This is a genomic window from Pseudorhodobacter antarcticus (genome assembly GCF_900110135.1).
Taxonomy (GTDB): Bacteria; Pseudomonadota; Alphaproteobacteria; order Rhodobacterales; family Rhodobacteraceae; genus Pseudorhodobacter; species Pseudorhodobacter antarcticus.
On record NZ_FOCO01000040.1, the window covers coordinates 16,308 to 28,076 of the forward strand.

The 11,769-nt window shown below is 59.0% G+C and carries 12 protein-coding genes and 1 tRNA gene; 3 read left to right on the top strand and 10 right to left on the bottom strand.

Going from position 1 to position 11,769, the window contains the following annotated elements:
• Positions 1–3: 3 nt before the first annotated feature.
• Positions 4–1,509 (bottom strand): SulP family inorganic anion transporter, encoded by a 1,506-nt coding sequence (locus tag BMY36_RS15360; RefSeq protein WP_414811689.1) that lies wholly within the window; start codon positions 1,507–1,509, stop codon positions 4–6.
• Between the two features lie 158 nt (positions 1,510–1,667).
• On the opposite strand from BMY36_RS15360, the gene BMY36_RS15365 reads away from it, so the two are divergent.
• Positions 1,668–2,351, top strand: a complete 684-nt coding sequence (locus tag BMY36_RS15365) for a GntR family transcriptional regulator (RefSeq protein ID WP_082224907.1) — start codon at positions 1,668–1,670, stop codon at positions 2,349–2,351.
• A gap of 6 nt (positions 2,352–2,357) precedes the next feature.
• On the opposite strand, the gene purN is transcribed toward BMY36_RS15365, so the two are convergent.
• From purN to yajC, 9 genes are all read right to left on the bottom strand, one after another.
• Positions 2,358–2,945, bottom strand: coding sequence for a phosphoribosylglycinamide formyltransferase (gene purN, locus BMY36_RS15370; RefSeq protein ID WP_050520589.1), 588 nt, complete (start codon positions 2,943–2,945; stop codon positions 2,358–2,360).
• On the bottom strand, positions 2,942–3,985 hold the full coding sequence (purM, locus tag BMY36_RS15375; RefSeq protein ID WP_050520588.1) for a phosphoribosylformylglycinamidine cyclo-ligase: 1,044 nt from the start codon (positions 3,983–3,985) through the stop codon (positions 2,942–2,944). The genes purN and purM overlap by 4 nt, the downstream gene beginning before the upstream one ends.
• Positions 3,986–4,131: 146 nt before the next feature.
• A tRNA-Val gene (locus BMY36_RS15380) sits at positions 4,132–4,206 on the bottom strand.
• A 12-nt stretch (positions 4,207–4,218) separates the two neighbouring features.
• Positions 4,219–4,692 carry an HU family DNA-binding protein gene (locus BMY36_RS15385; protein WP_231579753.1) on the bottom strand — a complete coding sequence of 158 codons (474 nt, stop codon included), beginning with the start codon at positions 4,690–4,692 and terminating at the stop codon, positions 4,219–4,221.
• A 145-nt stretch (positions 4,693–4,837) separates the two neighbouring features.
• The gene (gene lon / locus BMY36_RS15390; protein WP_050520587.1) at positions 4,838–7,246 is read right to left on the bottom strand and encodes an endopeptidase La; all 2,409 of its coding nucleotides are present in this window, start codon (positions 7,244–7,246) and stop codon (positions 4,838–4,840) included.
• A gap of 193 nt (positions 7,247–7,439) precedes the next feature.
• Positions 7,440–7,796, bottom strand: coding sequence for an Mth938-like domain-containing protein (locus tag BMY36_RS15395; RefSeq protein WP_050520586.1), 357 nt, complete (start codon positions 7,794–7,796; stop codon positions 7,440–7,442).
• Between the two features lie 3 nt (positions 7,797–7,799).
• Entirely contained in the window at positions 7,800–8,765 is a 966-nt protein-coding gene (secF, locus tag BMY36_RS15400; RefSeq protein ID WP_050520585.1) for a protein translocase subunit SecF, read from the bottom strand.
• 10 nt (positions 8,766–8,775) lie between these two features.
• Positions 8,776–10,443 (bottom strand): protein translocase subunit SecD, encoded by a 1,668-nt coding sequence (gene secD / locus BMY36_RS15405; protein WP_050520584.1) that lies wholly within the window; start codon positions 10,441–10,443, stop codon positions 8,776–8,778.
• 55 nt (positions 10,444–10,498) lie between these two features.
• The gene (yajC, locus tag BMY36_RS15410; protein WP_139194088.1) at positions 10,499–10,822 is read right to left on the bottom strand and encodes a preprotein translocase subunit YajC; all 324 of its coding nucleotides are present in this window, start codon (positions 10,820–10,822) and stop codon (positions 10,499–10,501) included.
• Positions 10,823–11,150: 328 nt separating this feature from the next.
• Here yajC and BMY36_RS15415 point away from each other — a divergent pair, with 328 nt between their 5' ends.
• Both BMY36_RS15415 and BMY36_RS15420 read left to right on the top strand, forming a co-directional pair.
• On the top strand, positions 11,151–11,558 hold the full coding sequence (locus tag BMY36_RS15415) for a hypothetical protein (protein ID WP_050520582.1): 408 nt from the start codon (positions 11,151–11,153) through the stop codon (positions 11,556–11,558).
• On the top strand, positions 11,555–11,769 hold a 215-nt coding region (locus BMY36_RS15420; protein ID WP_139194090.1), incomplete at its 3' end, for a hypothetical protein. The genes BMY36_RS15415 and BMY36_RS15420, both read left to right, overlap by 4 nt.

An 11,769-nucleotide genomic window follows, 5' to 3' on the forward strand; every position in this document is an offset into this window, starting at 1 on the left:
CCCTTAATGTTGCAGCATTTTGTCCAGCGCGCCGGGCTTGTCGTGCAGCGCCAGCTCATCAACAATGGTTTCGGATGCGGTGTTCATGCCCACAATCTCCACCTCCGCCCCGTCGCGCCGAAACTTCAGCACCGCCATATCCAGTGCCGCCACCGACGATATATCCCAGATATGCGCACCCGACACGTCAATCACCACGCGGTCCAAAACCTCATGGAAATCAAACGCTTTCATGAAATCCTCAACGCTTGCGAAAAACAACTGCCCCTGCACGCTGTAGGTCCGCGCCCGCCCATCTGCTGACAATACTGATGTCACGCGGAACAGTTGCGCAATCTTGCCCGCAAAGAATATCCCCGACAACAGCACCCCAATCCCTACGCCAATCGCCAAGTTATGGGTGTACAAAACGGCCGCCACCGTCGCCAACATCACAATGGAACTGGACCGCGGATGCACCCGCATCGCCCCCAGCGACGACCAAGAAAACGTGCCAATGCTGACCATAATCATAATTGCCACCAGCGCAGGCATCGGAATTTGGCGCACCAAATCACCCAAAGCCACGATCAAAAACAGCAAAAACACGCCGGCGGCGAAACACGACAACCGCCCCCGCCCGCCCGATTTGATGTTGATCATGCTTTGCCCAATCATCGCACAGCCCGCCATGCCACCAATAAACCCGGTCGCGGTGTTGGCCAGCCCTTGGCCAATACACTCTTGGTCGCGGCTCGATGGCGTATCGGTCAAATCATCAATCAAACTGGCGGTCATTAGGCTTTCCAGCAGCCCTACCACCGCAATCGCCGCCGATACCGGCAGAATAATCCAAAACGTTTCCATCGTCAGGGCAATGTCGGGCAACAGCAAAAACGGCAACGTGTCCGGCAACGCCCCCATGTCGCCCACCACCCGCGTGTCAAACCCCAGCACAAAGGCCGCACCCGTCAACACCACGATGGTGACCAACGGCGATGGAATGGCCTTGGTAACATACGGAAACAAATAGATTATCGCCAACCCCGCCGCCACCAACACAAACGTCAGCGCGGTCACGCCCTCATTGCGCACATCCAATTCGGGCAGCTGCGCCAGAAAAATCAAAATCGCCAACGCATTCACAAACCCCGTCATCACCGACCGGGACACAAAGCGCATCACCCGTCCCAGCCGAAACATCCCGGCCAAAATCTGCAACAGCCCCGCCAACACGGTCGCCGCCAACAGATATTGCAACCCCAATTCCGGCCCATGCACATCGATCAACGGCTTCATCAACACCGCCGTCGCCGCCGTCGCCGCCGAAATCATCCCCGGCCGCCCGCCCGTAAACGCACAAATCACCGCAATGGAAAAACTGGCATACAGCCCCACCTTGGGGTCCACGCCCGCGATAATCGAAAACGCAATCGCCTCCGGTATCAGCGCCAGCGCCACCACCAGCCCTGACAGCAAATCCGCCCGGATATTGCCAAACCACTGCTGCCGATAAAGGTAATACGTCATCATTGCGCTGCTGCCCCGCCGTCAAAAACCAAGTGTCCCCCCTATACCCCACCCCCCAATTTGCCAACCCAATCGCGCAAATATTCAATCATGCCACCTTCCCACACCCGGTTTTTCCTGCGAAAAGGTAAAATCCGTCCCAGCTGTCAAAGGCCGCCATGACCCTGCCCGCCGCCTTCCAGTTCGCCCTGCATCCCAACCGCAGCGTCCAACCGCAGGCGGCAACCGCGCTGCGCCACGCCATTCTCACGGGCATCCTGCCCCCCGGCACCCGGCTTTCTGAACAAGATATCGCGGATGCCATCGGCACCTCCCGCCAACCCGTGCGGGAGGCGTTCTTGCGCCTGTCGGGCGAAGGGTTGCTCGACATTCGCCCCCAGCGCGGCACATTCGTGTCCAAAATCAACGCGCTAGAGGTGCTGGATGCAAGGTTCGTGCGCGAAGCTGTCGAGGTGGATCTGATCCGCCTTGCTTGCCAAAATCCCACCCCCGAGGGCCTACAAACCCTGCGCGCCCTTGTGGCTCGGCAATCCGCCGCCGCAACCCCCGCCGATTTCATGGGTTTGGATGAAACCTTCCACCGCACCATCGCCCAGATTGCTGGAAAGGCCCGCGCTTGGGATCACCTGCAACGCCTGAAATCCCAGATGGACCGCGTGCGGTTTTTGCAACTCCAAGATTTCCCCATCCCCGCGCTGATCGACGCGCACGCCCGCATGGTCGATGCCATATCCGCCCGCGCCCCCGACCGCGCCGAGGCTGAAATTCGCACCCACCTGCGCTTGATCGAGGCGGACTTGCCCGGCATACAATCCGCCCACCCCGATTATTTCACGCCGTAAAACGGGCTAAATCAACAGCATCCCACGCGTCCCGCTGGCAAACCTGCGCAACACCGCCGGGTACAGCACATGCTCTTGCACCAACACCCGTGCGGCCAAATCGGCCTCGGTATCGCCGGGCCGCACAGGCACAACCGCTTGCCCCAAAACGGGCCCTGCGTCCAAAACCGCCGTCACCTCATGCACCGAACACCCCGCCTCAACGTCCCCCGCCGCAATCGCGCGGGCATGGGTGTGCAGGCCGGGGTATTTCGGCAGCAAACTGGGATGAATGTTCAACATGCGCCCTTCAAACCGCGCCACAAAATCCGGCGTCAGCACCCGCATAAAGCCCGCGAGGCATAAAATATCAGGCGCCGCTGCCAAAATCGGGGCCAGCAACGCCGCTTCAAATGCCGCGCGGTCACCTTTGAACGCTCGGTGATCGACCGCCGCCGTGGCAATCCCCATATCCGCCGCGCGCACCAAACCCTTCGCGCCGGGGTCGTTTGACGCCACCAAAACCGGGCGGCAGGGGTGGTCCCCCACCATATCCCGGCACAGCGTCACCATGTTGGAGCCACCCCCAGAAATCAGGATGGCAACCCGCTTCACAGCAAGGCACCTTTGTAAATCACACCCTCACCAGGCACCACATGGCCCATCGCAACCACGGTTTCCCCCGCCTCACGCAGCACCGCCGCCACAGCATCCGCCCGCGCGGCGTCAACCACCAACATCATGCCAATCCCGCAGTTAAACGTCTTCAACAGCTCCGCTTCCGCCATATCCGCCGTTTGCGCCAACCAACGAAACACCGGCGGCAACGCCCACGCCGACAGGTCAATCTCGCAAGCCAAGCCGTCAGGGATCACCCGCGGCGGGTTCTCGGTCAGCCCCCCCCCTGTAATATGCGCCAGCGCATGCACGCCGCCCGCCCGCACTGCCGCAAGGCAGGATTTCACATACAACCGCGTGGGTGCAAGCAGCGCCGCGCCCAAATCACCTTCCCCAAACGGACAGTCCGCATCCCAAGCCAGCCCAGACCGCTCCACAACCTTGCGCACAAACGAATACCCGTTGGAATGAACGCCATTCGACGCCAGCCCCAACAAAACATCACCCGCAACAACCCCCGCAGGCAGCGCCGTGCCGCGTTCCATCGCGCCTACCGCAAAGCCCGCCAAATCAAAATCGCCCTTGTGGTACATCCCCGGCATTTCCGCCGTCTCGCCCCCAATCAACGCGCAACCCGATGCTTCGCACCCCGCCGCAATGCCGTTGATAATCCGCGTGGCCTGCTCCAATTCCAACTTGCCCGTCGCGAAATAATCAAGAAAAAACAACGGCTCCGCACCCTGACACACCAAATCATTCACGCACATCGCCACCAGATCAACCCCGATGGTATCGACATTTCCGGTATCAATCGCAATGCGCAGCTTGGTGCCAACCCCGTCCGTGGCCGCGACCAGTATCGGGTCCACAAACCCTGCACCTTTCAAATCAAACAGCGCGCCAAAGCCACCCAGCCCCGACATGGTGCCGGGTCGGTTCGTCCGCTTGGCCGCTGGTTTGATCCGTTCCACCAACGCGTTGCCCGCATCAATATCCACGCCCGCATCGGCATAGGTCAGCCCGTTTTTGCCCGTCATATCGGCCCCCGGTTGTCAAAGGCCGCAACGGCCCGATGGATTCCCGCCCCAGTTAAACGATTGCCGCGCGCGGCACAACAAACCCCGCGCCAAAACGCAAAACGCCCACCAAAAAGGTGGGCGCTTGGGGCATCACTGCCAAATCATGGTGGGTGATAAGGGATTTGAACCCCTGACATCTTCGATGTGAACGAAGCGCTCTACCACTGAGCTAATCACCCGTGCGGCGCGGTTTAATCGTCTTCGTCGTCCTCTGCAACCCCTTCGTTCGGGTCTTGTGCTGCCCCCACCTTGCCGCCGCCGCGCCGCAATTTCAAGATCAACACCTCCGCCCCGCCTTCGGTCTTTTGGCGGTTCACTTTCACCTTGCCTAGGGGCGGCAGGTTCAACTCCTCGCCCGCCGACAGCGCATCGCCCAGCACCCCAAGGGCGGCTTCCAAAATCAGCTTCACATCTTTTTTCTTGGCCCCTGTCGCCGTCACAACCCGGTCCACCAACGCCTGTTTTTTCAACATGGGCGCCTGCGCGCTGTCGCTATCGGCATTGGCGGTCTGGTCGGTCATCGCAGGGGGCGCACCAACGACAGACACCGCTGCCACCACAACAGCGGCGGGTTTGATGCTGGGGGCAGGCACGCCCTGCGGCCCGCGCGTCTCAACTGGTTTTGCAGATTTTGGTTTGGCGGCGGCGGTTTTGGGTGTGGCCATTGGGTCCTGCTGTTTGTTTGTTCTGCGATTAGAAATAAACTAACGGCAATCGCAGTATTTGCAAACTGGGGATTTCGGCTTCGCCCTCCCCCCCATGCAAAAAGGCGCAAGGTTTCCCCTGCGCCCCTTTGCGATCAAGCTTGGGTCAATGCGCGGTGTGCTGCACCGCTGCATCCGCCGTTGCCTTGCGTGCGGCTGCGGCGGCTTCTTCGGCGGCCTCATCCCACTCAATCGGCTCTGGCTGGCGCACCAGTGCCAATTTCAGCACTTCACGCACATGGCTGACGGGGATAATCGTCAAACCCTCTTTCACATTGTCGGGAATTTCCGACAAATCCTTTTCATTGTCCTTCGGTATCAACACTGTCTTGATACCGCCGCGCAACGCCGCCAACAGCTTTTCCTTCAAGCCGCCAATCGGCATCGCATTGCCGCGCAATGACACTTCACCCGTCATCGCAATATCCTTGCGCACCGGAATTTGCGTCAAAACCGAAACAATCGACGTGACCATCGCCAAACCGGCGCTTGGTCCATCCTTGGGCGTCGCCCCATCCGGCACATGCACATGGATATCAATCGTCTCAAACTTCGGCGGCTTCACCCCAATCTGCGGGCTGATCGACCGGACATAAGATGACGCGGCATCAATGGACTCCTTCATCACATCGCCCAGCTTGCCCGTGGTTTTCATCCGGCCCTTGCCCGGCAGGCGCAGCGCCTCAATCGACAGCAATTCGCCGCCCACCGATGTCCACGCAAGGCCCGTCACAACCCCCACTTGGTCCTCAGTTTCCGCCAACCCATACCGATGCCGCTTCACCCCAAGGAACCCTTCCAGCCCCTCAATCGTCACCTGCACCGCTTTGGTTTTCGCTTTCACAATCTCCGTCACCGCCTTGCGCGCCAGCTTTGCCAGCTCGCGCTCCAAGTTACGCACGCCCGCCTCACGGGTATAGGTGCGGATCACCTCCAACAGCGCATCATCGGTGATCGAAAACTCACCCTTTTTCAGCGCGTGGTTCGTCACCTGCTTCGGTATCAAATGCTGCTTTGCAATCTCGCGCTTTTCATCCTCGGTGTAGCCCGCCAGCGGAATAATCTCCATCCGGTCCAGCAATGGGCTTGGCATGTTGTAACTGTTGGCTGTGGTCAGGAACATGACGTTCGACAGGTCATATTCCACTTCCAGATAGTGGTCGGTAAAGGTCGCATTCTGTTCCGGGTCCAACACCTCCAACATGGCCGATGCCGGATCCCCCCGGAAATCCTGCCCCATTTTGTCAATTTCATCCAACAAAATCAACGGGTTGGTCGTCTTGGCCTTTTTCATCGCTTGAATGATCTTGCCCGGCAACGACCCGATATAGGTGCGGCGGTGCCCCCGAATCTCGCTCTCATCACGCACCCCACCAAGGGAAATGCGGATAAATTCGCGCCCCGTGGCTTTCGCCACCGACCGCCCAAGCGATGTTTTCCCAACACCGGGCGGTCCAACCAGACACAAAATTGGCCCCTTCAGCTTGGCCGACCGTGCCTGCACCGCCAGATATTCGATGATCCGTTCTTTGACCTTTTCCAGCCCGTGGTGATCGGCATCCAGCACCGCTTGCGCCTTGGCCAAATCCTTTTTCACACGGGATTTCACGCCCCACGGCACGCCCAGCAACCAATCGAGATAGTTGCGCACAACGGTCGCTTCCGCGCTCATCGGGCTCATATTCTTCAGCTTTTTAACCTCAGCATCCGCCTTTTCGCGCGCCTCTTTGGACAAAGCAGTTTTGGCGATGCGGTTTTCCAACTCCAGAATTTCGTTCTGGCCGTCCTCGCCGTCGCCCAACTCCTTTTGAATGGCCTTCATCTGCTCATTCAAATAATATTCACGCTGGGTGCGCTCCATCTGGCTTTTCACACGGGTTTTGATCTTTTTCTCCACCTGCAAAACGCTCATCTCGCCTTGCATATGGCCGTATACTTTTTCCAAACGCGCGGCTACGTCCAGCGTCTCCAACAAGACCTGCTTGTCGGCCACTTCAATCCCCAAATGCCCGGCGGCCAAATCGGCCAACCGCGACGGTTCGCGCGTGTCGGCCACAGCCACCAGCGCCTCCTCGGGGATGTTTTTCTTGATCTTGGCGTAGCGTTCAAATTCTTCGGCCACAGCGCGCACCAACGCGCCCACTGTCGCCGCATCGCCGGGGGTTTCCTCCAGCGCCACCGCCTCGGCCTCAAAGAACCGATCGTTTTCAACAAAATTGGTAATACACACCCGCGTTTTGCCTTCCACCAACACCTTCACAGTGCCATCGGGCAGCTTTAGCAGTTGCAACACATTGGCCAACACGCCCGCGCGGTAAATACCGTCTGCTTGCGGGTCGTCCACGGTTGGGTCCTTCTGGCTGGACAACAGGATTTGGCGATCTTCTGCCATAACCTCTTCCAACGCCCGCACTGATTTTTCGCGCCCGACAAACAGCGGCACGATCATATGCGGAAACAGCACAATATCGCGCAACGGCAATACGGGATAGCTGGGGGATTTGATCTGGCTCATCTCATTTCCTTTATTGGCAGGAAAGCCCTGTCCCGAATGTCGGCAACATACGGCTTTCCCCACTTGGACATCTTATCTGGTGCTGCTGTGCCATGCTGTCAACCAGTACGGCCCTTATTCTCGCGATCGTCCGTCCAGCACGCCTTGCCAGCAAGGGACGAATACGGGGAATTTAACGCAAACGTGACCGCACTCACACCACAGGCAACAAGGCGGCCGCAATCCGGCGCCCTTCCGACAGCAGCACATTATAGGTGCGCGCGGCAGCGGGCGAATTCATCACCTCAACGCCAATCCCCGCCGCCTCAATCGCTGCCCGAAACGCAGGCGGCACATGGGCAATTTCCGTGCCCATCCCCACAAACAACACGTCAATCTTGCCCGCCAACGCCAACGGCGTGGCGGTATCATCAAGGCCCCCCCACGGCCCCGCATCCCAAGGTGTCACCACCACCGGGCCGCGCAGCACCTTTCCGGCAATCCGAAAGAAACCCGGCCCATAGCTGTCAATGGGCTGGGCATTGTCATAGGTGATTTCCGTCAACCGCATCGTTTACGCATCCACGTTGGAAAACGGCGACCCCGGCGTTTTGTCCTTATTGGGGTCGCGGTTCAGGCCCAAATACAACACCACGTTTTTCGCCACATAGACCGACGAATAGGTGCCAATCACAATCCCGAACGCAATCGCAAAGGTAAACCCGCGAATAACATCGCCGCCCAGCACCAATAGCGCAATCAACGCAATCAGCGTGGTGCCCGATGTCAGCACGGTCCGGCTCAACGTCTCGTTCACCGATAGGTTCATCACCTCAATCAACGGCTTGGTTTTATACTTGATCAGGTTTTCGCGCAAACGGTCAAACACCACCACGGTGTCGTTGATCGAATAGCCCAAAATGGTCAGCAGCGCCGCAATCACCGCCAAATCAAACTTGATCTGGAACAGTGCGAAAATGCCCACTGTCACCACAACATCATGCACCAGCGCCACCACAGCACCCACCGCAAACTGCCATTCAAAGCGCAACCAGATATAAATCAAAATGGCACTGGTCGCGCCCACAACCGCAAAAATCGCGGACCAAATCAATTCGCCCGAAACCTTTGGCCCCACCGATTCCACCGATGGGAATGTGATGCTCGGGTCAACCGTCTGCAACGCTTGCTCAATCGCCAAGATCAGTTCAGGCGTCACCGCCTCAAACCCCTCCTGCGCTTGCACCCGCACCATCGCCACGTTTTTTTCCGCGCCAAAGCTGGGGTCAAACACCTCCGTGATCGACACATCGCCCAAATCCAACGGCACCATTGCCGCGCGGTAGGCTCCAATATCGACAACCTGCGCGCTTTCCGTGCGAATGGTCGTGCCGCCCTTAAAGTCGATGCCAAAATTCAGGCCCATCGTAATGACCAAAATGACGGAGATGATCACCGCCACCACCGACGCGCCAAACGTCGCGCGGGCATAGCCAAAAAAGTTGTAATTCGTCACATCGGGGACAAGTTTCAAACGCATCGGTTCGCCCTCACACTTCTATGGTTTTGGGGCGGCGGTATTGAAACCACGTCACCACGAACAGCCGCGTCACAAAAATCGCTGTGAATACCGAGGTGATAATCCCAATCCCCAGCGTGATCGAAAACCCGCGCACCGGGCCAGACCCCACCATGAACAAAATCACCGCGATGATAAAGGTGGTCACGTTGGCATCGACAATCGCCGACAACGCCTTTTCATACCCCAACTCAATCGCCCGGGCTGGCCCCCGCGCGGTTTTCAACTCCTCTTTGATGCGTTCAAACACCAACACATTGGCATCCACCGCCATGCCGATGGTCAACACAATCCCGGCAATCCCCGGCAGCGTCAACGTGGCCCCGATCAGACTTAGGGTGCCAAAGATCAACGTCACGTTGAACCCCAGCGCCACCGTGGCCATCACGCCAAACCAGCCATAAGATGCGACCATAAACACCACAACCGCCAGCATCGCCACCACAGACGCCATGCGCCCGGCGTCAATGCTGTCTTGGCCCAACTCCGGGCCAATGGTGCGTTCTTCCAAAAACGTCATCTCCGCAGGCAACGCCCCCGCGCGCAGCAGCACCGCCAGATTGGTGCTTTCCTCCACGCTGAAACTGCCCGTAATAATCCCCGACCCGCCCGAGATATGCGACTGGATCACCGGCGCCGAAATCACCGCATTGTCCAACACAATCGCAAACGGGCTGCCGATGTTATTGGCCGTGTAATCGCCAAACTTGCGCCCACCCGATGGGTTGAACCGGAAACTCACCGCGGGGCGGTTGTTTTGGTCAAACGCAGGCTGCGCATCGGTCAAATCCTCACCCGTCACGACGGGGGTTTGTTCCACAATGTAATATTCGCCAGGCGCGTCCGACGATGGCAACAACAAGTTGCGCGCCCCCGCATTGGCCCCCGCATCGCCCGTCCGCCCCACAACCGGGTTGAACGTCAGCTTCGCCGTGGTCCCAATCAACGCCTTCAACTCCGACGCCGACCCGATGCCGGGCACCTGAATCAAAATCCGGTCATCGCCTTGCCGCTGAATTGTCGGCTCACGCGTGCCCGCCGCATCAACGCGGCGGCGAATAATCTCCAGCGATTGCTGCATGGTGCGCGTGTCGGTCGATACCCGCTCGGCCTCTGACAGTTGCACCACAATCGTGTCGCCCTCTGCCGTGACCTCAATATCGGTCTGCCCCGCCCCCGTCAGCGTCACCACCGGCACCGCAAGCGCGCGCACGGCCTCCAACGCCGCAGGCATCCCCGCAGGCGTCGAAATCGCCACCCGTAACACACCGTCCACCGATGGCTGCCTGCGCACATTGCCAACTTGGTCCCGCACATCGCGCAACGCATCGCGCACATCCGGCCACATGCCATCAATCCGCGCGGCATACACATCCGCCACCTGAACCTCGGCCAGCAAATGCGCCCCGCCGCGCAAATCCAACCCCAAATTCACCAAATTCGTCGGCAAATACGATGGCCACAGCGCCAGCGCCGCCTCTTGCTCCGGGCTTGCCACCCCCCCCGCCTTTTCCACCGCAATCACGGCATCATTATGCGTTTCCACCTGCGTGTAAAACAGGTTCGGCGCAGTCATGACCACCCCAAGGGCACACAGCCCCCAGATCAAAACGCGCTTCCACAGCGGGATATTCAACATAGGATATGGGCTTTCTGAACTGTAGGCCTGACCTTAGAAACCGTGAAACCTGAAATCAGGCCGCCGCAGGCTCGGTCTTGGACATCACTTGTGCGACCGTGTGCTTCATTACCTTGACCTTCACACCCTCGGCAATCTCCACCTCGATGATCCCGTCCTCGGCCACTTTCACAACCTTGCCCAAAATACCGCCCTGCGTCAGCACTTGGTCGCCACGCCGCAGCGCTTCCACCATGGTCTTATGCTCTTTCAGCTTCTTTTGCTGCGGACGGATCAGCAGGAAATACATGATCGCAAAGATCAAAATCAGCGGCATCAGCGAGGTTACAGCGCCCATGGCACCACCAGCAGCCTGCGCATAAGCGGGAGTAGCAAACATCAAAGTCATCCTCTCAGTCGGTGGGGCATCCGCCCCGGTCAATCGGTGGAGCATCCGCCCCGGTTCCAAAGCCCGGCACACCGCCAAAGCCCCTGTTTAATTGCCGCGCACCCTATATCCGGCGCGTCTTGTCCGCAAGCCAGCGAAATCACCACCCCACGCCAACCCGCCATATAATCCCCCACCCCCCAAATGTGTACCCCCCAGCAGCCCGAAAACCGCGCCACACGCCAACACCCCCCAAGTAGGTCGGGGTTCACCCCGTCCCCCCCATCTCACCAAACACCAGATAGGGTCGCACTCCCCCTCTTGCCCAAACCCGCCCCCCATGCCCATATCGCACAACCCAGACGCAAGGCCCGCCATGACCGAACCCTTCCTTCACACCATCCTGCTCGCCCTCCTCCTCGCAGGCGTGGGCCTTGTGGTCTACGGCTCCCTCACATATTTCCGCCAAACCCATAACACCCAAATCTCGCAACCCCTCACTGCAATGGATACGGTCGCCGCCCTCTTGGCCCCCATCTGGCTCACCCTCATCGCCTATATCCTCATCGCCCTCGTGCGCATGGTCGATGACTTTAACCCCGCCCAGCAAACCGCCAACCTGCGCTGGCACATCCTCGCTTTCCTCGGCCTTATCACCGCCCTTGGGGCCCTCGTCTCCGCCCCCTCGCCCTCATCCGCGTCTACACGGCTGAGCGTCAAACCCGCACCGCCGAACAAGGCCACATGACTGACCGCATTTCCAAAGCGGTGGAACATCTGGGGGCCGAGAAAACGATAAAGGTGAAAGGCAATGACGAGAACGGCAAAGACATCACCGTTGAAGAAACCAAACCCAACATCGAAGTCCGTATCGGCGGGGCTCTGTTGCACAAATGGTCTGACGGTGAGGGTTCCCCTATCCCCGGACAGACTTATCCCACGACTTCTGTAATGGGCGT

What these genes read in the sequence shown, in the direction of transcription:
- lon (WP_050520587.1), bottom strand. Translation starts at nt 7,246, where the DNA reads ATGAGCCAGATCAAATCCCCCAGCTATCCCGTATTGCCGTTGCGCGAT.
- secD (WP_050520584.1), bottom strand. Translation starts at nt 10,443, where the DNA reads ATGTTGAATATCCCGCTGTGGAAGCGCGTTTTGATCTGGGGGCTGTGT.
- BMY36_RS15395 (WP_050520586.1), bottom strand. Translation starts at nt 7,796, where the DNA reads ATGCGGTTGACGGAAATCACCTATGACAATGCCCAGCCCATTGACAGC.
- BMY36_RS15365 (WP_082224907.1), top strand. Translation starts at nt 1,668, where the DNA reads ATGACCCTGCCCGCCGCCTTCCAGTTCGCCCTGCATCCCAACCGCAGC.
- BMY36_RS15415 (WP_050520582.1), top strand. Translation starts at nt 11,151, where the DNA reads ATGCCCATATCGCACAACCCAGACGCAAGGCCCGCCATGACCGAACCC.
- BMY36_RS15360 (WP_414811689.1), bottom strand. Translation starts at nt 1,509, where the DNA reads ATGACGTATTACCTTTATCGGCAGCAGTGGTTTGGCAATATCCGGGCG.
- secF (WP_050520585.1), bottom strand. Translation starts at nt 8,765, where the DNA reads ATGCGTTTGAAACTTGTCCCCGATGTGACGAATTACAACTTTTTTGGC.
- yajC (WP_139194088.1), bottom strand. Translation starts at nt 10,822, where the DNA reads ATGTTTGCTACTCCCGCTTATGCGCAGGCTGCTGGTGGTGCCATGGGC.
- BMY36_RS15385 (WP_231579753.1), bottom strand. Translation starts at nt 4,692, where the DNA reads ATGGCCACACCCAAAACCGCCGCCGCCAAACCAAAATCTGCAAAACCA.
- purM (WP_050520588.1), bottom strand. Translation starts at nt 3,985, where the DNA reads ATGACGGGCAAAAACGGGCTGACCTATGCCGATGCGGGCGTGGATATT.